The organism is Nonlabens sp. YIK11 (assembly GCF_001413925.1).
Classification (GTDB): Bacteria; Bacteroidota; Bacteroidia; order Flavobacteriales; family Flavobacteriaceae; genus Nonlabens.
Genome location: NZ_LBMJ01000001.1, coordinates 1,716,294 through 1,741,511, shown reverse-complemented (window position 1 = coordinate 1,741,511; position 25,218 = coordinate 1,716,294). Strand labels below are relative to the sequence as shown.

At 40.9% G+C, this 25,218-nt stretch carries 22 protein-coding genes; 8 read left to right on the top strand and 14 right to left on the bottom strand.

Annotation, left to right across the window (positions count from 1 at the left end; all coding sequences use genetic code 11):
• Nucleotides 1-57 precede the first annotated feature (57 nt).
• On the top strand, nt 58-762 hold the full coding sequence (locus AAU57_RS07940; protein ID WP_055412400.1) for a hypothetical protein: 705 nt from the start codon (nt 58-60) through the stop codon (nt 760-762).
• Here AAU57_RS07940 and AAU57_RS07935 read toward each other — a convergent pair.
• Entirely contained in the window at nt 740-1,195 is a 456-nt protein-coding gene (locus AAU57_RS07935) for a hypothetical protein (RefSeq protein ID WP_055412399.1), read from the bottom strand. The genes AAU57_RS07940 and AAU57_RS07935 overlap by 23 nt on opposite strands.
• Nucleotides 1,196-1,438: 243 nt before the next feature.
• Here AAU57_RS07935 and uvrA point away from each other — a divergent pair, with 243 nt between their 5' ends.
• The 6 genes from uvrA (at nt 1,439) to miaA (ending at nt 12,112) form a co-directional block, all read left to right on the top strand.
• On the top strand, nt 1,439-4,270 hold the full coding sequence (uvrA, locus tag AAU57_RS07930; RefSeq protein WP_055413710.1) for an excinuclease ABC subunit UvrA: 2,832 nt from the start codon (nt 1,439-1,441) through the stop codon (nt 4,268-4,270).
• 4 nt (nt 4,271-4,274) lie between these two features.
• Nucleotides 4,275-4,964, top strand: coding sequence for a TIGR00730 family Rossman fold protein (locus tag AAU57_RS07925; RefSeq protein ID WP_055412398.1), 690 nt, complete (start codon nt 4,275-4,277; stop codon nt 4,962-4,964).
• Nucleotides 4,965-5,060: 96 nt separating this feature from the next.
• Nucleotides 5,061-7,877 (top strand): hypothetical protein, encoded by a 2,817-nt coding sequence (locus tag AAU57_RS07920; RefSeq protein ID WP_055412397.1) that lies wholly within the window; start codon nt 5,061-5,063, stop codon nt 7,875-7,877.
• A 57-nt stretch (nt 7,878-7,934) separates the two neighbouring features.
• On the top strand, nt 7,935-10,346 hold the full coding sequence (locus AAU57_RS07915; protein ID WP_055412396.1) for a thiamine pyrophosphate-dependent enzyme: 2,412 nt from the start codon (nt 7,935-7,937) through the stop codon (nt 10,344-10,346).
• Between the two features lie 2 nt (nt 10,347-10,348).
• On the top strand, nt 10,349-11,212 hold the full coding sequence (locus tag AAU57_RS07910) for an ion transporter (protein WP_055412395.1): 864 nt from the start codon (nt 10,349-10,351) through the stop codon (nt 11,210-11,212).
• Nucleotides 11,213-12,112 (top strand): tRNA (adenosine(37)-N6)-dimethylallyltransferase MiaA, encoded by a 900-nt coding sequence (gene miaA / locus AAU57_RS07905; protein WP_055412394.1) that lies wholly within the window; start codon nt 11,213-11,215, stop codon nt 12,110-12,112.
• 23 nt (nt 12,113-12,135) lie between these two features.
• On the opposite strand, the gene AAU57_RS07900 is transcribed toward miaA, so the two are convergent.
• The 13 genes from AAU57_RS07900 to AAU57_RS07840 form a co-directional block, all read right to left on the bottom strand.
• Nucleotides 12,136-12,852 (bottom strand): response regulator transcription factor, encoded by a 717-nt coding sequence (locus AAU57_RS07900; RefSeq protein WP_041496414.1) that lies wholly within the window; start codon nt 12,850-12,852, stop codon nt 12,136-12,138.
• 22 nt (nt 12,853-12,874) lie between these two features.
• Nucleotides 12,875-14,401, bottom strand: a complete 1,527-nt coding sequence (locus tag AAU57_RS07895; RefSeq protein WP_055412393.1) for a sensor histidine kinase — start codon at nt 14,399-14,401, stop codon at nt 12,875-12,877.
• Nucleotides 14,402-14,517: 116 nt separating this feature from the next.
• Nucleotides 14,518-15,111: a dephospho-CoA kinase gene (gene coaE, locus AAU57_RS07890; protein ID WP_055412392.1), complete on the bottom strand. Its 594-nt coding sequence runs from the start codon at nt 15,109-15,111 to the stop codon at nt 14,518-14,520.
• On the bottom strand, nt 15,108-16,043 hold the full coding sequence (locus AAU57_RS07885; RefSeq protein ID WP_055412391.1) for a hypothetical protein: 936 nt from the start codon (nt 16,041-16,043) through the stop codon (nt 15,108-15,110). The genes coaE and AAU57_RS07885 overlap by 4 nt, the downstream gene beginning before the upstream one ends.
• Nucleotides 16,043-17,044 carry a glycosyltransferase gene (locus tag AAU57_RS07880; RefSeq protein WP_055412390.1) on the bottom strand — a complete coding sequence of 334 codons (1,002 nt, stop codon included), beginning with the start codon at nt 17,042-17,044 and terminating at the stop codon, nt 16,043-16,045. Before AAU57_RS07880 ends, AAU57_RS07885 begins: the two co-directional genes overlap by 1 nt.
• 56 nt (nt 17,045-17,100) lie before the next feature.
• Nucleotides 17,101-17,907 (bottom strand): enoyl-ACP reductase, encoded by an 807-nt coding sequence (locus AAU57_RS07875; RefSeq protein ID WP_055412389.1) that lies wholly within the window; start codon nt 17,905-17,907, stop codon nt 17,101-17,103.
• Between the two features lie 32 nt (nt 17,908-17,939).
• The gene (gene recN, locus AAU57_RS07870; RefSeq protein WP_055412388.1) at nt 17,940-19,619 is read right to left on the bottom strand and encodes a DNA repair protein RecN; all 1,680 of its coding nucleotides are present in this window, start codon (nt 19,617-19,619) and stop codon (nt 17,940-17,942) included.
• A gap of 85 nt (nt 19,620-19,704) precedes the next feature.
• Nucleotides 19,705-20,616, bottom strand: coding sequence for a DUF4835 family protein (locus AAU57_RS07865; RefSeq protein ID WP_055412387.1), 912 nt, complete (start codon nt 20,614-20,616; stop codon nt 19,705-19,707).
• Entirely contained in the window at nt 20,591-21,799 is a 1,209-nt protein-coding gene (gene coaBC, locus AAU57_RS07860; RefSeq protein ID WP_055412386.1) for a bifunctional phosphopantothenoylcysteine decarboxylase/phosphopantothenate--cysteine ligase CoaBC, read from the bottom strand. The genes AAU57_RS07865 and coaBC overlap by 26 nt, the downstream gene beginning before the upstream one ends.
• A gap of 5 nt (nt 21,800-21,804) precedes the next feature.
• Nucleotides 21,805-22,128: a DNA-directed RNA polymerase subunit omega gene (locus tag AAU57_RS07855; RefSeq protein WP_055412385.1), complete on the bottom strand. Its 324-nt coding sequence runs from the start codon at nt 22,126-22,128 to the stop codon at nt 21,805-21,807.
• Between the two features lie 14 nt (nt 22,129-22,142).
• Nucleotides 22,143-22,940, bottom strand: a complete 798-nt coding sequence (locus AAU57_RS07850) for an outer membrane protein assembly factor BamD (RefSeq protein ID WP_055412384.1) — start codon at nt 22,938-22,940, stop codon at nt 22,143-22,145.
• Nucleotides 22,941-23,004: 64 nt separating this feature from the next.
• Nucleotides 23,005-23,889, bottom strand: a complete 885-nt coding sequence (gene dapA, locus AAU57_RS07845; protein ID WP_055412383.1) for a 4-hydroxy-tetrahydrodipicolinate synthase — start codon at nt 23,887-23,889, stop codon at nt 23,005-23,007.
• 1 nt (nt 23,890) lies between these two features.
• On the bottom strand, nt 23,891-24,397 hold the full coding sequence (locus tag AAU57_RS07840; protein ID WP_156340052.1) for a DUF6913 domain-containing protein: 507 nt from the start codon (nt 24,395-24,397) through the stop codon (nt 23,891-23,893).
• 37 nt (nt 24,398-24,434) lie between these two features.
• On the opposite strand from AAU57_RS07840, the gene AAU57_RS07835 reads away from it, so the two are divergent.
• Entirely contained in the window at nt 24,435-25,217 is a 783-nt protein-coding gene (locus tag AAU57_RS07835) for a 5'-nucleotidase C-terminal domain-containing protein (protein WP_055412381.1), read from the top strand.
• Nucleotide 25,218 lies beyond the last annotated feature (1 nt).

The following is a 25,218-nucleotide window of genomic DNA, read 5'->3' as shown; positions in this document are numbered from 1 at the left end:
ATAATTTGATCTAGAATATTCCTATTAAAAATTTGATCCAATTGTAATATTTTTAATATGAAGAAATTTCTTAAAATTATTCTTAAACTGTTCTTAGGGATTCTAATACTTTTAGTGATCGCCGGTTTTGCCCTTAAATTTGCTTTTGATGAAGATGTTCCTAGCGGAACGAAGGGCGATAGTGCAGATGCGCTAGCTCTCAAAATGCTGGAAGCTATAGATCACGAGGATTATCTCAAAGCTCAAAAAATCTCCTGGACCTTTAGGGATAAAAATCATTATGAATGGTATCCACAACAAGATAGTGTTGTGGTACTATGGAATGAAAACAAAGTATATCTTTTGACTAAAGATGTTTCTAAAAGCACTGCTTTCGAAAAAGGTAATCTACTACAAGGTGATTCAAAACAAGATGCGATTGAATATGCCTTGAACAATTTCAACAACGATAGTTTCTGGTTAGTGGCACCGCATAAAATCATGGACCCAGGAACGGAACGTGAAGTTATTCAAGAAGATGCACAGGAGAAGTTACTTGTGAGATACACCAGAGGTGGATCCACGCCTGGAGACGTTTATGTATGGAAACTTGACAAGAATTATCGCCCACAGAATTTCAAAATGTGGGTAAATATTATTCCGTTAGATGGTATTGAGGCTAAATGGGAAGATTGGCAAATGACAGATGCAGGTTTCCCACTCGCCATGAAAAAATCAGTATTTGGGCTTGAAATCCCTATTACTGATGTCTCTGCTCAATAGAGGCAACTTCCTTGCGCACGTTCCAGAGGTTGTAATAATCCAGTGAAAATTTATTGTAGTAAACCCCTATAATCAATGTAAGCTTGATCACTACAGTATATGCATGTTCCAGGGCGCTGGACAGATCGTCCAAATAATGAAACATGAGAATAAAAAAGATGCCTATACCAGTTGCCCATTGCAAGGCGGCCCTAGTATAAATACCTGTCAAGATCATGACGGCCAGGAAAAATTCCATAAACGGAATTATAGGTGTCAAATAGGCTAAAAATTCTACAGAGGAATCTTCAAGATATCCCAAAGCGGTCAACATAAAGTTGTCCATGTCCATCAAACCTATCACTGCATGGATAAGTAGATACAGACCCAAGCCAACCCTAAGCATGGCATAAAGCAAAGTTCGAATATCACTTTTTGGGTAAAATCTACTCATAGGTTAGGTTGCTTTAAGTTTCACAGTTATATAGCAAAACTACAAGGATCTACGTAAATCAGACATGACAGATTTTGCAAACCCAGCACATTACGATGTATCGTTAGATTAATCGTTTAAAGGTAAGCTACCACCTTCATTTAATCGAACTAACATCTGGAAATGAAACAATTAATTTTTTGATAAAACATTATATGGACAGCAAATTGCAATAAGGTAACTTCGCAGAATTGCATGAAAAATATGTCCCAAAACGAAGATTTTATAGAAGTTCAAGGAGCTCGAGTACATAACCTAAAAAACATAGATGTCAATATTCCCAGAGAAAAGCTGGTAGTCATTACCGGACTTTCTGGTTCTGGAAAAAGTTCGTTGGCTTTTGACACCATTTATGCAGAAGGTCAGCGTCGCTACATTGAGACTTTTTCTGCCTATGCACGTCAGTTTCTGGGTGGTCTTGAACGTCCAGACGTTGACAAAATCGATGGCTTGTCGCCGGTTATCGCTATTGAGCAAAAAACTACTTCAAAAAGTCCGCGCAGTACCGTTGGTACGATTACAGAAATCTATGATTTCTTGAGACTGTTGTTCGCTCGCGCGAGCGATGCCTATTCTTACAATACGGGTGAGAAAATGGTGAGCTATAGTGACGAGCAAATCAGACAGTTGATTATAGATGATTACACAGGCGATCGCATCAACTTGTTGGCACCGGTGATACGTTCCCGTAAAGGACATTACCGGGAACTGTTTGAACAAATTGCAAAGCAAGGTTTTGTCAAGGTGCGAGTCGACGGTATGATCGTCGATATCACAAAAGGCATGAAGCTGGATCGATACAAAACGCATGACATAGAAATTGTCATTGACCGCATCCAAGTGGGCACGACAGATGAAGATATCAAACGACTGGATGAATCCATAAAAACCGCGATGTATCACGGTAATGACATAGCGATGGTCGTACCTCAAGGCAGCAAGGACGGACGCTATTTCTCTCGTAATTTGATGTGCCCCACAACTGGAATTTCTTATCCAGAGCCAGAGCCCAACAATTTCTCGTTCAATTCACCTAAAGGCGCCTGCCAAACCTGTAATGGTATAGGAACCTTGTATCAAGTCAATCCTGACAAAATCATACCAGATACCAGTTTGAGTATCAAAAAAGGTGGCCTTGCTCCTTATCCAGACAACAAGAAAAACTGGATCTTCAAGCAACTGGAGCTTATCGCCACAAAATTCGGTTTTAAATTGACAGATCCATTGAGTGATGTGCCAGATGAGGCCATCCAGATGATTCTTTACGGTGGCAAGGAGTCGCTCAAGGTGGATTCTAAGGAATTGGGCGTCAAGCGCAGCTACAATATTGATTTTGAAGGAATCGCAAACTTTATAGATCAAACCTACCAAAACAATGACAGCACGAGCTTGGTGCGATGGGCTAAAGAATTTATGGATCGTGTTACCTGTCCTACTTGTGATGGTTCCAGGCTGAGAAAGGAATCTTTGTACTTCAAGGTGAATGAGAAAAACATTGCAGACCTAGCCATGATGGATATCGTGCAGCTGGTCGCGTGGTTTGATGATTTGGAGAGTTCGCTTTCGCGAAAGCAGAAACAAATAGCCACAGAATTATTAAAGGAAATACGGGAACGCCTTCAGTTTTTGTTGGACGTAGGTCTTGATTACTTATCACTTAATAGAAGTGCTAAATCACTTTCTGGTGGTGAAGCGCAACGCATACGACTGGCGACCCAGATAGGTTCGCAGCTCGTGGGCGTGCTTTACATTTTAGACGAGCCTAGTATAGGTCTGCACCAGCGCGACAATGAAAAGTTGATCAATTCATTGGAATCGCTGCGTGACGTGGGCAATTCGGTCATTGTGGTAGAACACGATAAAGACATGATCGAGCGCGCAGACCATGTGATCGATATAGGACCGCGAGCTGGGAAATACGGTGGCGAGGTCATTAGCCAAGGTTCTCCTGCAGAGATCTTGAAACACGATACGGTGACCGCCCAATATCTTAACGGTAAGATGAAAATCGAGATCCCTGAAGAACGTCGCAAAGGCAACGGCAAGAAAATATCCTTAAAGGGCTGTACCGGTAATAATTTAAAGAATGTATCGGTTGATTTTCCATTAGGTAAAATGATTGTTGTGAGTGGTGTTTCAGGTAGCGGTAAATCCACATTGATTAACGAGACGCTCTACCCTATCATGAACGCGCATTTTTTCAATGGCGTTAAAAAGCCCATGCCTTACAAGTCTATCAAAGGTCTGGACCATTGTGACAAGGTGATTGATATTAACCAAAGCCCTATAGGTAGGACGCCACGATCAAATCCTGCTACCTACACAAAAACTTTTGACGAGGTGCGATCCCTATTTGCCAAAACTCCAGAAGCACTCATACGAGGTTACAAACCTGGCCGTTTTAGCTTTAATGTGGTTGGTGGTCGTTGCGAGACCTGTAAAGGTGGTGGTTTGCGCGTGATAGAAATGAATTTCTTACCAGATGTCTATGTGACTTGTGAAACGTGTCAAGGCAAGCGATTCAATAGGGAAACCTTAGAAATTAGATACAAAGGCAAATCGATAAGTGACGTTTTGGAAATGACCATTAATGAAGCTACAGATTTCTTTGAACCTATACCTAAAATCCATCGCAAGCTAAAAACCATTAAAGATGTAGGCCTGGGCTACATCACTCTAGGACAACAGTCTACCACTTTATCTGGTGGTGAGGCACAACGTATCAAGCTGGCAACAGAATTATCCAAGCGCGATACTGGAAATACCTTTTATATCCTAGATGAACCAACGACGGGCTTGCATTTTGAAGATATTAGAGTATTATTACAAGTCCTGAATAAATTAGTAGATAAAGGAAATACCGTTCTCGTCATAGAACATAATATGGATGTTATTAAAATTGCAGACTATATCATTGACATAGGACTAGAAGGTGGTCGCGGTGGTGGCGAGGTGATCGCCACAGGAACACCAGAACAAGTGGCCAAAAACAAAACCAGCCATACCGCTAGATTTTTAAAGAAAGAATTGAAGTAAGCATATGAGAAAAGAGATAAGAGAAAAAGGATGGAATGATTTGAAGACCAACGATAGTTGGGCCACCTTTAAAATACTTTCTGAATTTGTAATGGGATTTGAACGCATGAGCCGCATAGGTCCATGTGTATCCATTTTTGGAAGTGCTCGATTGAAACCAGATAATAAATATTACCAACTCGCCACAGAGGTTGCAGAAAAGATCGTAGAAAACGGATACGGTGTCATCACTGGTGGTGGCCCTGGAATCATGGAAGCTGGTAACAAAGGCGCTCATCTGGCTGGTGGTACATCAGTAGGATTGAACATTGCTTTGCCTTTTGAGCAGCATGACAATCCATACATTGATAGTGATAAAAGTCTCGATTTTGATTACTTCTTTGCACGCAAGGTCATGTTTGTCAAGTATTCTCAAGGTTTTATAGTGATGCCTGGAGGTTTTGGTACACTCGACGAGCTTTTTGAGGCGATTACTTTGATACAGACTAAAAAGATAGGTCGTTTTCCTATCATCTTGATGGGTTCTGAGTTTTGGGAAGGCCTTATGGACTGGATCAAAGGCACGCTGGATAAAAAGTTCTTTACCATAAGCCCTGAAGATATTGATCTCTTGCACGTGGTAGATACTAGCGAGGAAGCTGTAGAAATCATCAATAATTTCTACAAGAAATATTCTTTGAGTCCCAACTTTTAATTTTGGATCAGTAATTGATCAACCATTAGCGCCCTACATTTCTCAAACGACCTATTGCCCTAACTATCTTAATCGTTTTTCCCTAAATATTTGTATTTGAAACCTTTGAGATTTCTATTTTTATTGATTCCAGTGATTTCGTTTGCTCAAAATCAAACGAAAATCATTGCATTTCTTGATTCAGAAAATGACTTACTGAAAATCGAGCAAACGCTAACGGTTACTAATGATTCCTATGAAGATTGGGATCGAATCGTATTGCTGGATTGGGCCAACTCATTTAGCTCTAAGGAAACGGCTCTTGCGAACAGGTTTGCAGAGGATTTCAAAAACCGATTCCAATTTGCCAATGATGAGGATCGAGGTAAAACCGTCATTTCAACTGAAAATGGATCAAAGGATTATACCATTCACAGGCTTGATGATCAACAAGACATTGTTGAATTATTACTGGACACACCACTTAAGCCAAAAGAATCCAAAACCTTCGAACTAAAATACAGCGTACAAATTCCCGAAGATGACTTTACCAACTACGGGAAAACCAGTAAAGGTGAGTACAACTTAAAATATTGGTATTTGCATCCGGCAAAATTCGTGGATGGATCTTGGGAATACTATTCTCATAAAGATCTGGATGATTTTTATGGAAAAACGATTGATTTCACGATTTCCCTGCACACGCCTACCAATCTGTTTGCCACCAGCAATGTTCCCTTGACTCTGTATGCTCCTACTGGTGTTAGAAACAGCTACTTGTTTGAGGGAAAAAGCTACTCTCAAGCAGATCTGTATTTGAGGAATACCAACGATCAATTCAAAACTTTTAAGACTAACGATCTTCTGGTTACCACAGATATTAAGGAAGACGATCTAGCTCCAGAAATGAAGCAATTGCTGCTCAACAAAATCACTGCCTTTCTCACTGATAAGCTAGGACCTTATCCTCATAATAACCTAGTGGTGTCTGATCGCTTTTACCGCGAAAGCCCTGTTTTTGGCCTTAGTTCGCTGCCAGATTTTATAAATCCATTTCCAGCTGGATTTACCTATGAAGTAAGAATGTTGAAAGCCATTACGCGCAAATGGCTGGACGAAGGTTTGAAAACAAACCCTCGGGAAGACTATTGGATTGCGAGTTCCATCGCGGTATTTGCTATGATGGATTATCAACAGATCCATTATCCAGACCTTAAAATTGCTGGAAAGTTCAGTAAAGTTTGGGGATTGCGCAGTTTCAATGCTGCAAAACTAGGCTTTAACGATAGGTACGCATTGCTCTTTTTGAACACCTCGCGTCTCAACCTCGATCAAGCGATCACAACGCCAGCAGATAGCCTGGTCAAATACAACCAAGAATTAGGTATTCCCTATAAAGCTGGCGTTGGCCTTTTGTATCTGGACAATTATTTGCAGGACGACGCATTGGACCAGACGATCAAAGAACTATACGCCGCAAGTTCTTCCAAAACTATTTCTACAACAGACTTTAGAGGCGTTCTGGACGCATACACAGATCAGGACATCAATTGGTTTTTTGAGGACTATATACAATCACATGTGCGCATGGATTGGAAAATAAGATCCGTAAAAAAAGAGGACGATTCCGTTACTGTGAAGCTTAAAAATAAATCGGGTAGAATGTTACCTGTTCCCATCTACACGCTAGACAATGATAGCATCGTGAGTACAAGATGGTTACCGGCGTTTGCTAGAGATACCGTGGTGACGCTTTCGCGAAAGCGTGCTAACCGTATAGCTCTCAACTATAAACAGCTCATTCCTGAATTCTCGCAACGAGATAATTATAGAACGCTCAAAAGTCTACCAAGTTTGAGTAGACCATTGAGTTTAAAGTTGTTCAAGGATGTGGAAGATCCTACAAAAACTGAGGTTTTTTTGATACCCGATCTGGGTTACAATCTGTACGACGGTGTGAGCATAGGCGCGCGTTTCTATAACGGTAACTTGTTGCCCAAGCCGTTTAGATATGGGATCAACCCTACTTATGGGACTAACTCTGGAAAGCTGATAGGATCCTTCGGTTTTGCTTATTCCAAACCCATTGAGGATAGATCAGAGCGTTTGTATCAAGTGCGCTATGGCGCTGGCGCAAATACCTATTCCTATGCAGATGACCTGTTGTATAGAAGAGTTTCTACATTCCTAAATCTATCTTACAGACCTGAAGATTTAAGAAGCAACAAGAGGCAAACACTTAGTTTTAGAAATATCTTGGTAAATCGAGATAGAGACGAAAGCAATCCAGTCAATGAACCTGACTACAACGTTTTTAGTATCAACTGGAACCACAGCGACCCTAATCTCAAGAGATTCTTCTCTTATCGCGTGGGCGCAGAGATTTCTGGGAAATTTGGAAAACTTAATGGTAGTGCAGAATGGCGCAAGCTCTTCAAGGACAATCGCCAGTTGAACTTTAGATTCTATGCGGGTACCTTTTTATATAACGACACTGGAGATTCAGATTTTTTCTCTTTTGCTCTGGATCGCCCAACAGACTACCTTTTTGATTACAACTATTACGGTAGATCTGAAGACTCTGGGCTTTTCTCGCAGCAACTCATCGTAGCAGAAGGCGGATTCAAATCCCAACTGGAGCCTGCTTTTGCAAACCGCTGGATCACGACACTCAATTCATCCTACAGCATCTGGAAATACATTTATGCGTTTGGTGATGTAGGCTTAGTCAAGAACACCACCGTCGCGCCAAAGTTTGTTTACGACAGCGGTATACGTGTAAATTTATTACAGGATTATTTTGAGCTGTATTTCCCTGTTTACAGCAATAATGGATGGGAAATTGCCCAACAGGATTATGACCAGAAAATCCGTTTTATCGTGACTCTGGACATCAATACTTTTGTGAATCTTTTCAATCGTCGCTGGTACTAGTTTTATTGTAACTGGAAGAGGGTTTCATTATCTTTGTGGATAAACCATTTTCCACACATGCAAATTGAAGAATCTACGGAACAAGTGCTCCTAAAGGACGATTTTAATAATGAAATTCTAAAAGACTATCGCATAGCGGTTACCAGTCGTGAGTGCAGTCTTTTGGGCCGTCGCGAGGTACTTACCGGTAAGGCCAAATTTGGGATTTTTGGAGATGGTAAGGAATTACCACAACTCGCCTGGGCGAGAGCCTTTAAAAAAGGTGACTGGCGCAGTGGTTATTATCGCGATCAAACCTTTATGATGGCGATAGGTGAATTGAGCGTTGAGCAGTTTTTTGCGGGTCTGTATGCTAATACAGACATTGAGCAAGAGCCTATGAGTGCAGGAAGACAAATGGGTGGCCACTTTACCACGCATAGTTTGAATGAAGATGGTTCATGGAAATCCCTTAAAAATCAGAAAAACTCTAGTGCTGACATTTCTCCTACTGCAGCGCAGATGCCAAGACTTTTAGGGTTGGCGCAAGCTTCTAAGGTATTTAGAAACAGTACGGTGATCGCAGAAGACAATCCGTTTTCAGATCATGGAAATGAGGTCGCTTGGGGAACCATAGGTAATGCAAGTACAAGCGAAGGACACTTTTGGGAAACCTTCAATGCCGCTGGTGTTTTACAAGTTCCCATGGTGATAAGTGTCTGGGATGATGACTATGGTATTAGCGTTCACGCAAGACATCAAACTACCAAAGAAAACATAAGCAAGATACAAGCTGGATTCCAGCGTGACGAAAATGATCCAGGCTATGAGCTTTTTGAAGTAGAAGGATGGAACTATCCAGAATTGGTCGCTACGTATGAGAAAGCTGGTGCCATAGCAAGAGAAGAGCACGTTCCAATCATGATCCATGTGCAGGAATTGACGCAACCACAAGGACATTCTACCAGTGGTTCCCATGAACGTTATAAGGATGAAGAGCGTCTCAATTGGGAACGCGCGCATGATTGTAATAAGCAATTCAGAAACTGGATCATAGAAAACGGAATTGCAACTGATGAAGATCTTACTGCACTGGAGAAAGAGATCAAAAAAGAAGTGCGTGAAGGTAAAAAAGCCGCTTGGGATTCCTACCTAAGGCCTATCGTTGGAAAACGCAACGAGATCATGCCCATACTGGAAGCTATTGCAAACGCTTCTCCAAACAAAAATTTTATTGAGCCTATCATCGCTGACCTAAAAAGTCAGAAAGATTTGATGAGTAAAGAACTTCTGGAAGGAGTGCGCAGTATTTTGAGAATGACGCTCAAAGAGAGCAACGCCCATCTAGACCAAGCGAAAAAATGGCTCAAGGACTACCTTGAAGAACAACATCACAATTACGGCAGCAAATTATACAGTGACTCAAAATGGTCTGTGTTTAATATTGATCCTGTGACACCTACATATGCAGATGATGCAGAAATGGTAGATGCTCGATTGATCATGCGTGATAATTTTGATGCCCTATTTTCTAAATATCCAGAGATGCTCATCTTTGGTGAGGATGCTGGAACCATCGGCGATGTCAATCAAGGATTGGAAGGCATGCAGGAAAAATATGGTGAGCTTAGAGTATCAGACACAGGTATACGTGAAGCCACGATTTTAGGTCAAGGAATAGGTATGGCCATGCGTGGATTACGCCCTATTGCAGAAATACAGTATCTAGACTACCTACTCTATTGTCTACAATTGATGAGTGATGACCTTGCTACCGTGCAGTATCGCACCGCTGGGAAACAAAAAGCGCCATTGATCATCCGTACGCGCGGTCACCGATTAGAAGGTATATGGCATAGTGGATCGCCTATGGGCGGTATTATCAATCTTGTTCGTGGTATTCATGTCTTGGTTCCTAGAAACATGACGCAGGCAGCTGGATTCTACAACACCTTAATGGAAGCAGACGAACCTGCTCTTGTAGTAGAATGCTTGAACGGCTACCGACTTAAGGAAAAGATGCCTGCAAATCTTGGCGCATTCAAAACGCCTATAGGTAAGGTAGAGTTGATGAAAGAAGGAACAGATCTCACGATTGTTTCCTACGGATCAACCCTTAGATTAGTGATGGATGCCGCAGAACTTCTACAAACAGTAGAAATTGATGTAGAAGTTATCGACGCACAATCCCTTTTACCATTTGATGTGAGCAACGATATTGTCAAAAGTGTGGAGAAAACCAACAGACTTTTAGTCGTTGATGAAGATGTTCCTGGTGGTGCGAGTGCGTATATTCTAAATGAGATCATCAGCAAACAAGATGCGTGGAGATATCTGGACAGCAAACCGCAATGCCTTACTGCAAAAGAACATCGACCAGCGTATGGAACTGATGGAGATTATTTCTCTAAGCCCAGCGTCGACGATATCTTTGATCGAGTTTACGACATCATGCATGAAGCACGTCCTGATAAATACGTCAAAAACTAGACATGCCTAAAAGTAACGTCCAACCTACCAGCGAGTGGAGAAGAAAACTTCATGAAGTCATTTATGAAGCAGACACGCCTTCTGGTAAGTTGTTTGACGTTATATTATTAATAGTCATCATATTTAGTGTGATACTGGTATTGCTGGAAAGCGTACCAGCGTTAGGCTCTAAATACTCTGAAGAATTCATTTTTGCGGAATGGATCATCACCATTTTCTTCACGATTGAATACGTTCTTAGGATCATATCCATCAATAAGCCCACAAAATACATTTTTAGTTTTTATGGGATTATCGACTTTCTTTCTACAGTACCGCTATACTTAACCTTCTTACTTCCTGGTGGTTACAATGCACTGTTGGCCGTTCGTTCCTTGCGATTGCTGCGCGTTTTTAGAATACTAAAAATCACCAGATTTATAGGTGAAGCAGACAAGTTGTCCAAAGCGATCAAGTCTAGCCTTCCTAAAATTCTTGTCTTTCTATTTGCCGTTCTTGTCATTTCCATCATCATGGGAACCCTTATGTACCTAGTAGAAGGTGCAGAAAGTGGTTTTGTAAGCATACCCGTTTCCATTTACTGGTGTATCGTTACCTTGACGACCGTTGGTTTTGGCGATATCGCGCCTGTGACGCCTATGGGTCAGTTTCTCGCTACCATCATCATGATTATGGGTTATGGAATTATTGCGGTACCTACCGGTATTGTAAGTGCAGAATACACTACAGGTGCAAAGGACCAAAACTCCTCGCCAGAAAAAGACCCCAATTATCGACACGTCAATACACAGGTTTGCCAGAACTGCCACGCAAAGAAACATCAGGACGGTGCGAGCTACTGTCATGAATGTGGTTATTCCCTATAGATGTCCACTAAGAAACTCATTACCATCATAGGTCCTACTGCTGTGGGAAAGACTGCTTTGAGTATCGCTTTCGCGAAAGCGTACAAAACGAACATCATTTCCTGCGACTCAAGACAGTTCTTCAAGGAAATGACCATAGGCACGGCCGTTCCAGAACCTGAAGAACTAGCTGCGGCACCTCACCATTTCATTCAGAATTTGAGCATTCACGATTCCTATTCCGTTGGTGATTTTGAAAGAGATGCGTTATCTACCCTAGCAGATTTATTCGCTACCAATGATGTCGTGATCATGGTAGGCGGCAGTGCACTATATGAGAAAGCGGTAACTCATGGACTGGATGAATTCCCAGATGTTCCTGATGAAGTCATTGACACGCTCAATAAAGAGCTGGAGCAAGATGGACTTGAAAAATTAGTGACAGAATTAAAAGAAATTGACCCAGAATATGCGCTTACGGCAGATCTGGAAAATCCGAGGCGCGTAATAAGGGCTTTAAGTGTTTATCGTGAAAGTGGTGAGACCTACTCCAGTTTTTTGGGTAGAAAAAATACTGAACGAGATTTTGAAATAATTAAAATCGGACTAGAAGCGCCAAGACCTACTTTGTATGATAGGATCAATCGACGTGTTGACGTCATGCTTGAGAATGGATTGCTTGAAGAAGCTAAAGAATTGCTTCTCTACAAAGATTTGACACCTCTTAAAACAGTAGGCTATCAGGAGCTTTTTCCCTATTTTGAAGGTGATTATGATCTCGATGAAGCGATCAGACTTATCAAAAGAAATTCGAGAAGGTTTGCCAAGCGGCAAATGACATGGTATCGCAAGGATCCAGAGGTACATTGGTTCTCCTACAACACAAGCCACACAGAGATTGTGCGGCGTGTTGAAGAATAATTTATGGAACCTTAATAAAGTTACTAGTAATCTACTTGATCCTTAACCAATAGACGGAAACCTTCACCGTGTATGTTCACGATTTCAACATTGTCATCTGGCTTAAGGTACTTACGCAATTTTGCAATATAAACATCCATTGATCTTGAGGTGAAGTAGTTATCATCTCTCCAGATCTTAGTCAGCGCAAGCTCACGCGGCATAAGGTCGTTTAAGTGTAAAGCTAGTAATCTAAGAAGTTCATTTTCCTTAGGAGATAGTTTTATAGGCTCTTGATCATTGTAGGATAAAAATCTAAGCTTTGAATTCAAGTGGAAGTTTCCAATCTGGAATTCAAATTCTTTAGAATCAGCGATGCTGTCTTGTCCTTTACGCTGAATGATGGCCTTTACTTTCATCAAAAGTACCTCACTATCAAAAGGCTTGTTTAGGTAATCGTCTGCTCCTACCTTGTAACCTCTCAATACATCTTCTTTCATGGCTTTGGCAGTCAAGAAAACGATCGGCACATCTTCATTCTTTTCACGTATTTCCTTTGCAAGAGTAAATCCATCCTTATAAGGCATCATTACATCCAGAATACAAAGGTCATAGTTGTCCTTTTTAAATTTTTCAAAACCTTCCATACCGTTTTTTGCGTGAACCACGTCAAAATCGTTCATGATAAGGTAGTCTTTCAATACTGTTCCAAAGTTGGGATCGTCCTCGACGAGTAGTATTTTTTTGTTTTCAGTTTCCATAAATATTAATTTAATTGATTGTTCAAACTATAAGCGGCAAGTGTATGGAGAACGTACTTCCCTTTCCTTTTACACTTTGCACAAAAATATCACCATTGTGATCTTCCAAAATTCTTTTAGAATACGCAAGACCTAATCCATGACCTTTGACATTGTGAATGTCTCCAGTGTGCTCCCTAAAAAATTTCTGGAACACCTTACGTTGCGCTGACTTTGCCATCCCAATACCTTGATCTCGTATTTTGATGACGATTTTGTTTTTTACATTTTCAGTATACACGTCGATTACTGGTGCTTCTTCTGTGTATTTGATGGCATTCTCTAAGATGTTTACCAACACATTTGTCATGTGGCTTTCATTACCTAACACGACCGTTCTAAGAGCTCCTAAATGCGTTTTGATAGTACCATTCTTCTCTTCCAATAATAATTGTACATGAGAAATACTGTCATCGATGAGATGATTCATATCAATTCGTTCCTTCTCGATATTCAAGTTATTCTTATCGAGTTTGGAAATTTGTAGCACATTCTCTACCTGGCCGTGCATACGTTTATTTTCCTCACGTATCATTCTCAAATAGTTCTTTACCTTTTCAGGATCTGCGGCTATTTTGGGATGTTTCAGAGAATCCAGCGCCAAATTGATCGTTGCAATAGGCGTTTTAAATTCGTGGGTCATATTATTGATAAAGTCTGTCTTTATCTGGGAAATCTGACGTTGCTTGAATATTTGACTTACGGCACTTGAATAAGCTACTACAATCACGGTAGTAAAAATCAATGATAATAAAGCCATGCCCATTATAGAAGACAAAATGAATTTCTTACGACCTGGTAAACTCATGTACAAATAGTAGGGCTCTATCGACTCATTAGAAGTCCTAAAAATGGGATAATCCCAAGTTCCTTCTGGTAGGTATTCAAAATTGTCCGACTGTACTCGAGTGGCATAGCCATCTTGATAAATCGCAAATTCAAACTTAGAATCTATCTGGCGTTTCTCGAGCTCTTTGGAAATCAATTCGGCTACCTCTTGACTAGTAACTCGCTGTGGTATGGGCAAAAGGCTATAATACTCACTAGCTCTTTCGGCAGTTTTTTTCCGGGCATAGTTGTCAAAATCAGCATCGTATAATACGGAACTTTGATCACGATTGGATCCTTGATTAGGTTCAATTACTCCAAATTTGTTATCAAACAACCTCTTGAAGGTAATACTGTCAAGATCAATGTCGGTTAACTGTGGATCTAACTTGTAGTCCTCGCTAAGCGGATTGTTGTTGAGTCGAGAATTTTCGAGTAAATTTTTGCTTTGTTGTGCCAGCATGATTTGCCGTAATTGGGCATCATTTATATTGCCACCCAGCGTATCCTTAAACGCTTGCTTCGCCATTTGGTAATTGGCTATTTCACGGTTTTCCAGATCAGTAGCTACAGCTACCATGGTTTGTTTTACCGCAAACGAAAATTGCTCATCATTATATTGGATACTGTTGGTGATCCAATAAATTTGAACGACTATAATCCCTATTAAGGACAGACTCATTAAGCTAATGAGAATGTAAAGTAACTTCTTTTGCACTCTGCAAATTTAACATTTAGAAAAACTGTTAATTAGGCTTTAACCCAACATTAACTTAGCTTAAAATGAGATTATCCGTTTTATTTTAACATAATATCTTGTATATTTTTTACAAATTGATCGATTAGTTGAATTTCTTCATTTATTACTATAAAATCAGCCTTCTCTAAACGTTGTTGATCACTCCATTGATTTTGTAGCCGTTGCCTTACATCTTCTAGACTACTGTCATCTCTTTTCATGACTCTAGCGATGCGATCCGCTTCCTTGGACCATACCACAATAACCTTGTCACAAAGTGCATCGCCACCACTTTCAAAAAGTATGGCTGCTTCGTACACAATGAATTCTGTATTTTGTTTTGATAACCATTCTTGAAAATCCTGACGCACCAAAGGATGTAAAATACTATTCAGTTGCTCGAGCAACTCCTTGTTGCTAAATACTTGCGAAGCAATCCATTTTTTGTTGGCAACGTATTGATTGTGTTGATCCTTGGAATAGGCCGCTTCTCCTAATAACGAGGTCACTTGTTCCATAGCTTTGGGATGCTGTGAGAGGAGTCGCTTGGAAGCATCGTCTGCAATATAGACAGGCACACCCAAATTTTGAAAAGCTCGGGCAACCGTGCTTTTACCGCTTCCTATGCCACCTGTGAGCCCGACGATTTTCATTGAATCACCAAAATTTGAACGAATTGTGGCTGGACTCGAGCTGTATTTATTTTTTCATTGTCATAAGTCAGTACCGGCACTACAGTAGCTTCATCATTTTCCAAATCATCAATATCAACGGTAACCTTAAAATCGGTCTTATCAATACTATCATAATCCACCAGCTTGCTTATGAATATTACGGTAACCATGTCTGGTATCACTTTTACCGTACCATCTACCGGTCTATTATTGACCGTTACTGGTATCTTGAAACTTCCTTCTGTCATTTCTGCAGCTCTAACCGTATAAGTAACTTCAGCAGGATCGATTTTTAAATCAGGATACAATGCGTTGAGATTAATGGTTTTGGCAACCAAACTATCACCAACAGTGAAGTCGTCAATTTTTACCTTAAGCACTTTTAATTCTTTGATCAACTCATCATTTCCCGTGATTTTGACCTGCTTCACATCAAAACTACTGGCGCCATATTCCTTAAAGCTCCCTTCAAAATTAATTTTGAAATCTTTTTCAAGAGGAAGTTCTTTGGATGCAAATTGCTGATAAGCCATTGTAATTGGGTTTGCCTCAACTTCCAGGATATCGATACCATCACCTAGCGCTCTATCTATTGCTGTACGTGCAAGTTCTGGATTGAAAACTAGATTACCATTATTGGTTTTGACGATTGCTTTAAAATCAAGCGGTACCTTCATATCTTCATAGTGCAGCCACAACAATCTAAATCCACTGGATTTGATCTTGATAGGAACTTTTATATTTCTGGCAGAGTCTGACAACTCTACATCAACAGGTACGTTATTCCACTCGATGGCAACTTCTACATATTCTTCATAGGTGTTGTTGTATCTAAACAAAAACCACAACACTGCAGCAGCAATGGTAAATGCAATGAAGAGGAAAAACGTACGGTAATTTGATCTAGACATTATTCAAAAAATAAATAGGGAAAGGCATCACGTTCCTCGTTTTTTAGAATACCAATTTGAATATAACTATTTAAAAATCCTAAACCATATCCAGTAAACTGAATCAAGACCGCGATGATACTCATGACACCTACAACAAATCCATTATCAAGGCTGGACCCTACTAATATTAGTGACCCATAAAGCGCCAGAGGCAACAGTAAGAGCGGCACACCTAAAATCGCAAACACTATAGCCACAAACACATAGATCAAAAACAAGGAGGGAAACCAATAGGTGATTTTCCTACTGCCAGGATGCCATTTGTTGAGTATGACTCGTACTTTCCCAAATTTATTGACTTGCTTATAAAAAAGCTTCCAAGAAATACGCCGCTCATGATACACAAAGGCGTCTGCAAAAAGAGCCGTTTCAAAACCTAAATTCCACAACCTCATGGTTAGATCTGGATCCTCACCAGGATGAATGGTCCTAAATCCACCCGAAGCTTCAAATGCCTTACGGCTCAATCCCATATTGAAACTGCGCGGCTGGAACTTTCCCGTGGTCTCGTTCCCACCACGTATGCCACCAGTGGTCAAGGTAGACGTCATGGAATAATTGATCGCCTTTTGCAGATTTGTAAAACTCTCATGAGCCGCGTCGGGACCACCGTAACATTCCACAAACTCACGTTCTAAATGAGCGTGAACTTTTTGAAGGTAATCTTTAGGAACAATGCAATCACTATCCAGTATGATAAAATAGTTTCCGCTGGCACGCTGCATACCATAATTGCGACTATCGCCAGGGCCTGTATTTTGTTTGCTTAGGTAGTTGATGTTTACGCTTTCGCGAAAGCGAGAACACACCACATCACTCGCCACCGTTGATCCATCTTCTATGACAACGACTTCAAAACCATCCTTATATTGGACAAGACTCAAACTCTCCAGCAGTTTTTCAAGCTCTGCCGGCCGATTAAAAACGGGAACGATAAATGAGAATTTTAAGTCTTTCATGTAATTAAAAAAGGCTGTTGAAAACAGCCTTTTGATGGTATTAAATCGTCGTCAGACTAGAATTTTTCTATGACCTCTTGACTCACGCCGGTGTTGGAGAAACCGCCATCGTGAAATAGGTTTTGCATGGTTACCTTCTTGGTATAATCAGAGAATAAGGTCACCGTATATTCTGCACAATCCTGAGCGGTTGCGTTTCCTAGCGGGCTCATCTTTTCTGCATAACTCAAGAATCCTTCAAATCCTTTCACGCCGCTTCCTGCGGTAGTAGGTGTAGGTGATTGAGAGATTGTATTGACACGAACTTTTTTGTCCTTGCCAAAGAAGTAGCCAAAACTGCGCGCGATGCTTTCCAAATAGGCCTTATTGTCTGCCATATCATTATAGTCAGGAAAGGTGCGCTGTGCCGCCATATAGGTCAACGCGACAATGCTACCCCATTCATTCATCGCATCATTCTTGTGAAGCGTTTGCATCACTTTATGGAAGGATACGGCGCTGACGTCCCAACCTTTTTCAGTCCAGGCATAATTCTGGTCTGTGTAGTGTTTTCCCTTACGCACATTGACGGACATACCTATAGAGTGCAATACAAAATCCAACTTGCCGCCTAAAATCTCTACAGATTTGTTCACGAGGTTTTCAAGATCCTCAACACTTGTAGCATCTGCAGGGATGATCTCGCTGCCTGTTTCTTCTGCCAATTTATTGATCTCGCCCATGCGCATAGCGACTGGAGCATTAGTTAAAACAAAAGTGGCACCTTCTTCATGAGCCAGCTTTGCTGTTTTCCAAGCGATGGAGTTTTCATCAAGCGCGCCAAAAATAATTCCGCGTTTTCCTTTAAGTAAGTTGTAAGACATAAGTTCGTTATATGTGACAAATATAAAATTATCTATTGAAGTAGAATGCGTGCATTTTCCCTTGCCGCATCAGAAATCCTGCCACCACTGAGCATCTGTGCAATCTCCTCTACTCTAGCACTTTCTGACAATCGTTCTATGACAGAGACGGTTCTATCGCCTTCATTTCTCTTGCGCACAATCAAGTGGTCGTCACCAGCACTGGCGATTTGTGGTAAGTGTGTAATGGTAATTACCTGCATGGCAGTTGCCATTTGTTTCATGATGATGGCCATTTTTTCTGCAATGGAACCGCTAACACCTGTATCAATTTCATCAAAAATGATGGTAGGCATTTGTTTACATCTGGAAAGCAAGGCTTTTATGGAAAGCATCAATCTGGAAAGTTCACCACCAGAAGCTGCTTTATCCAGCGCCAGTAATGGTGTACCTCTATTTGCAGTAAAGGCAAACTCAACGATATCCTTACCGTTGGCATTAAAGGTATCTGCTGGTAATAAGCGTACTTCAAACTGGGCGTCTTTCATGCCCAGTGAGCGAACAGTTTCCGCTATTTGGGCTTCCAGATCGGTTTTGTGTTTGGTTCTCAATTCATGTAATTCAGTCGCCAATTGATCCAGAGCTTTAGTTTTGGAGGCGATTTGAGTTTCCATGTTTTTGATCTTGCCATCAATGTTTTGGGAAGAAAGTACCTTATCCGCCAGGTCGTCCCTCAATTTAATAAGATCTTCCACATTGTTCAGTTGATGTTTGCGATACAAATTATCCAGCAAGGTCAGTTTGACATTTATAAATTCCAAACGCTCTGGATCTACATCTACTTGATCTTTCAAAGCTTCTGCCTCAGTGGCGATATCTTCCAACTCAACGAGTACCGAAGTCAATCGTTCGTTTAATTCAAGATATTTAAGTGAGAACCCTTTAATGGCTTTAAGATGTGTATTGACCTCACGCAATTCATCAAGCATACCACTATCTTCTGTAGTGATTTTATGTTCCAGCATGCCTAAGGCTTCTGTGATCTGCTCGACATTACTCAGTTGCTCATTTTCCTGCTCGAGTTCTTCTTGATTCAAACCGTCAATTTGGGCCTCTTCAAGTTCGTTCAATAAAAAGGTATTATAATCCAGTTCTCTAGACAGAGCTGCCTGATTTTCTTTTAAGGAACCCAGTTGCTTGATCAGGCTTTTGTATTCCTTCAATTCCGATCTATAGGATTTTAGAACCTCATCACCAGATCGTTTCTCGTTCTTTGTCTGCTCATTCACAAAGGCGTTCATGGTCTCCATCTGGAATTGATCTGTAGCCAACTGCAGTGTTTGATGTTGGGAATGAATATCAATCAATTGAGCGCCTATACTACTCACCACATTTAAGGTAACTGGTGTGTCATTGATGAAGGACCTGCTTTTACCCGAAGGCAAAATTTCACGTCTTATGATGGTCACCTCTTGATAATCTAGATCTTCAGTTTCAAAAAACGACTTCAGATTTAATCTTGAAATATCAAAATGAGCCTCGACCACGCATTTTGCAGAGGTATCTCTAATCGCAGACAAATCTGCACGCTTACCGGTAACTAAACCCAAAGCACCCAGAATAATAGATTTACCAGCACCAGTCTCACCCGTTATCATGGTAAGACCATTGCTTATATCAAGATCCAATTGATCTATAAGCGCGTAATTTTGTATGTGTATTTCTTTAAGCAATTAAGAAACAGTTGTTTAAATAATTAAAAAGGCAACCATAATGGTTGCCTAAATCTAGTGAAAATGAGTTCCTTGAACAAAGTGATTACACTTTAATCGCGCGCCATTTTGTATTCTGATTAGGTGCTAATTTTTGGAGGGATTCCTTAAGCTCTGCGATGTTTACCGCTGGTCCATCACTATAAATATCCTTGATCTCGTCTGACTTTGCATCAAAGAAAGTACGTTGCAATAAACTATTAGGCCTACGTTGATTCATTGCTTCAAACTTTAGTATATAGGCTTGAAGGTTTTGCTTTGTCTCCTTTGCATTAAGCGCAAATTGATCCAACCCATTCAAATGGTAGTCGTACATCACCTCACGATACTCTTTGAAGGTATCAGATAACAAGTCGCTATTCAAACGGTATCTGGAAACACGACCGTTTCCATCACCAGGATTCCAACCTATATTACGCGAAGATTGGGCAAGGTTGACGATATCCTGTGCCTGTTCATGAAATTGCTGGCCACCTTTGAGCTCAAACGTATCTGCATGAATTCCCAAAATTGTGTATACGTAGAAAGTGATTAAGCTATTCAGGTTGCTCTCAAACTGATTTGCGTTGTAGAACAACGGCGCGTTCTCGATGTATTCAAAGCTTATGTCGTTATCCTTATAATTAAAAATGGTAGATGTATAGGTAGAATTATAAACCGGTCTCGATACTGACAACTGGAAATTGCCTTGGAACCTATTGTTGTCAAAATTACTCACCACAAAAATAAGAGCACCATCGATGCGCTCTTCTTCTGCCACCTCACGGTCGGTCCACTTAGTATTATTGATAAATTCCTGCAGGGAATTTTCTAAGGTTCTAAAAATCGTTCGGTCCGGTTGCGCAATGTTTTGAGCATTGACCTGGACCGTCATATTAAATTCTTGGGCATTTGCGGCAAAGCCAACAATGAGCACCAAAAAAGCAAATGTTCTATGAAGTACGTTTGACAATTTCATCGACAATATCTTTAGCTACCAATTGTTTCGATTTCACTGGAAATTTCTGTGAATTTCCAGTGAAATCGATCATGGTTATTTTGTTAGTATCCGTCCCAAATCCAGCACCTTCATCGTTCATGGAGTTTAAAATGAGCAAATCGGTGTTTTTCTTTTTCGCTTTCGCGAAAGCGTGCTCCATTTCATTCTCTGTCTCCAGAGCAAATCCTACCAAAAACGGACGATTCTCCATTGCTCCTACACTCGCTAAAATATCGGGATTTTTGACCAGTTCCAAAGTTAACGTATCAGAACTCTTTTTTATTTTCTGACCCGCTGGAATGGCTGGTTTATAATCCGAAACAGCAGCACTAAAAACCGCATAATCCTTACCTGAAATATGTTTATGCACGGCATCATACATTTCCTGAGCGCTGGTCACATCGATGCGCTGGATCGAATCATGTTCACCGGCTAGCGAGGTTGGGCCCATAATTAAAGTTACTTCCGCACCACGGCTGGCTAGATCCATAGCTATGGCAATGCCCATTTTACCGGTACTGTGATTGCCTATGTATCTTACGGGATCAATCGCTTCATGGGTAGGTCCAGCGGTGATGAGGCAGGTTTTACCGCGCAACGGCTGTTCCCTTAGTAATTGTTGTTCTACAAAATGAACGATTTCTTCTGGTTCTGCCATGCGCCCTTTTCCAGATAGTCCACTCGCCAACTCACCATCGCCAGCAGGAATCATGTGATTGCCATAACTAGCCAGTTTCTCAAAATTCTGTGTGGTTGAAGGATGTTTGTACATGTCCAGATCCATAGCCGGAGCAAAGTATACGGGACATTTTGCGCTGGTATAGACCGCTAGCAAGAGATTGTCCACGGTGCCATTGACCATCTTGCTCATTGTATTTGCCGTGCACGGCGCAATGATCATCAAGTCTGCCCAAAGGCCAAGTTCCACATGATTGTTCCACAAGTCATTCTCATCATCTTCATTAGTAAATGACGACAACACTGGATTTTTCGAAAGCGTACTTAAGGACAGTGGTGTGACAAAATCCCTGGCAGATGGTGTCATTACCACCTTAACAGAAACGCCTGCTTTCACAAGCAGGCGCGTCAAATAAGTTGTTTTGTAAGCAGCGATACCACCAGTTACTCCTAGCAATACCTTTTTACCACTCAATATACTCATAGAATCTATTCTGAAACTCCAGTATCTCTGTGGTAGATCTTACCATCCATCCATTCCTGTACCGCAATGGAATGTGGTTTAGGCAAACGCTCATAGAACTTAGAAACCTCAATTTGCTCCTTGTTCTCAAAAATTTCTTCCAGAGAATCGTTGTAGGTAGCAAACTCTTCCAGCTTCTCAATCAATTCTTCCTTGATGTCAGTATTGATTTGCTCTGCGCGTTTTGCAATGATAGAAATCGCTTCATACATATTACCTGTAGGAGCCGTCAATAGGTCTCTATCATAGGTAATGCTCGTATTGGGTGCTTTAAGATTTTTAGTATCCATAATAAATAGTGTTCTTAATTATTGTAACTGTTGATTTTCTCCAACAATTCGTCTGCCTGTTCCCTGTATTCGCTGTTAGGGAAACGGGCTGCAAAGGTATCATAATATTCTTTAGCAACCTCAAGTCTTTCTGGAATTAAGACTGCAAAACTTTTGATGGCATAGGAATATTGCGAGTCCAAAAGATAAAATGCTGCATCATCCTGAAATTCAGATCCTGGATGGTCGATGATGAAGTTCTCAAAAGAGGCAATTGCAGCGGTATAACCACCACGTGAAAACGGTGCTCTTTTATGATAATTCTTGGCAATTTCATAAGCTTTCTTATCCAGCTTGAATTGCATCTCATCTACCAGTTTGTTAGCCTCTGCAAGGTATTCTCCGTTAGGATACACATTGATATAATCCTGGAATTTTGCAAGCGCTCGTTGTGTAGGCTCTTGATCCTTAGAATAGATTGGTGCCATTTCATAGAGGCTTTTTCCTATCATGAATGTGGCATATTCTCTATAGGGATCTGACACGTAGCTTTTTCTATAGGTTTCAAATTGATAGCCGCTTTCTGGATAACGTCGGTCTTCATATAACGCATTGGCATATTTAAGAGCCACTGGCGCTGCACTGTCTGTACCTCTGTAAGCAGGAACTGCTTGCTCCAGTAAGTTGATGGCCTTAGAATATTTTTCGGCAGCGATTAGAGAATCTGCTACTCGTACCTTAAGCTGATTATCTGTTGACTTTAATGCCTTTTGATAATTAGAGCAACCTATTAGAGAAAGGACGATTAATAATAGAACCGTTGTTTGTTTCATTGTTGTTTTTTAAACTGCAGATAAGCCAGTCCGTCGATCGGCTTTTGCATTTACTAATTACTTTTTAATTCTGTTCATAGGATTCTAGAAAGGCTTTCAACCTGTCCTTAAGATCCTGATCTGCATCTACTAAAGGTAATCGCACCTGTGAGGAGCTGATTCCCAATTGTTCCAATAACGCTTTGATACCTGCAGGATTGCCTTGTTCAAAAATCAAATCGATGCTGGGCGCTACTTTGTAATGTAATTCATATGCTTCCTGAACATCGCCATTCAAGGCGTATCTGATCATATCGCTAAAATCCTGAGCCATAGCCTGACCTATAACCGATATCACTCCTGCACCACCAGCAAGCGTCATGGGCAGCGCAATCATATCATCACCAGAAATTACCAAAAACTCCATAGGCGTGTACTGGATCATTTTCATAGCCTGCACGATATCACCAGCAGCTTCTTTAATGGCTACAATGTTTTCAAAATCATGCGCTAATCGTACGATCGTGTTGACTGAGATATTTGAAGCGGTCCTTCCTGGCACGTTGTACACGATGATAGGTTTGTCCGTCGCCTGAGCGACAGCTTTGAAATGCTGATAAATACCTTCTTGACTAGGCTTGTTATATGCTGGAGAAACAGAAAGAATTGCAGCGAAGTCAGTTAAATCAGTATTCTTGATTTGCTCCACGACTACTCTAGTATCGTTACCTCCTATTCCTATCACTAAAGGCAAGCGTTTATTGTTGGCCTTTTTAACAGTAGCAATGACGGCCTGTTTCTCCTCTGCAGTTAGAGTCACATTCTCGCCAGTGGTTCCCATGACGACTAAATAATCAATACCGTTTTCAACTTGAAAATCAACTAGTTTTTCAAGTGCGGTATGATCAACCGTTCCATCTGTATGGAATGGAGTGATTAAGGCCACTCCTGTTCCTATCAATTCTTGCATGCTACTTTGTTATGATATTTAGGTATTTGTTCAATTCTTTAATAAATAATTCCTTCTGGCTAGGTTTCACGTCAATCGCAAGATCATAATGATCTTCTGGTAATGATGCCAGTCCTGCCGTGATTCCAGAATGCAGAGCCATGGCAACGTATGATTTCAAATCATCCCTTTTTTCAAACAGATTGATCTGGAGATCAAAATGACGATCCAGCAATTCTTTCAACGCAGGATCTGCAAGGCCACCAGCCCATTGGATACTCTTCATACTCACCAGCAGCTGATCCTGCACCGGTTGTTTTTTGGTATCTACAGTCACACCTACCATCTGGTAATCCTGTATTCCCAACTCACGCGACCATTGCTCCATAAACAGCGTGGATTTCTCCGCATCTGCATCATAAAGCACCACCATCGATAAAGGTTTTGACGTGATGCTGCTCCTGCGCTGTCCAGATAATTTTTCCTGCTGTTTGCGCAGCCATCGCCTCTTTAAAACGTCAAAAATCATTTACTTTTACTAAGCCACAAAGGTATAACAATCGCCTATGAAAATTAGTATGACCCTAGGTTGTAGGAAAGGTTTAATGGTTTTCGCTTTCGCGAAAGCGATATTATTGACAACATCCTGCAAGACAGAAAACTACACCGTTCAAAAGCTTAACGCAAGTCAAACCCAAATTGACTCTACCATCCAAAGCGTAGCCCGTATAGAGACTTTTATCGCTCCCTACAAGCAAAGCCTGGACCAACAAATGAGTACGCCTTTAAGTTATAACCCGGCAGATATGACCAAAACCGATACGCCGCTCAACACGCGTATAGGAAACATGATGGCCGCGATCGCTCGCACCCAAGGCGCGCCTATATTCAAATCCAGAACCGGTAAGGAAATTGACATGGTACTGCTCAATCATGGTGGTATACGAGCTGGTATTCCCGCAGGAAATGTCACCACTAGAACCGCTTTTGAAGTGATGCCTTTTGAAAACGAAATGGTGGTCGCAGAGCTGGCTCCACAACAAATGAAAGAACTGGTTGACTATCTGGTAGAAAAGGAACGCGCACATCCTTTTGATGCGCTCAAAATCACGACAGATGATGCTAGTGTAGAGTTATCGCTTGCCGGACAGCCTATTACTTTTGATCGCAATTATTACGTTCTTACCAACGATTACCTCATGACTGGTGGCGATAACATGGAGTTTTTTACCAAAGCGATTTCCAGCACCAAATTAGATTACAAGATCAGGAACGCGATGATCGATTATTTTACCAAAACAGATACACTGGGCTTTAAAGCAGATGATCGATTTACCAAAACCAACTAAT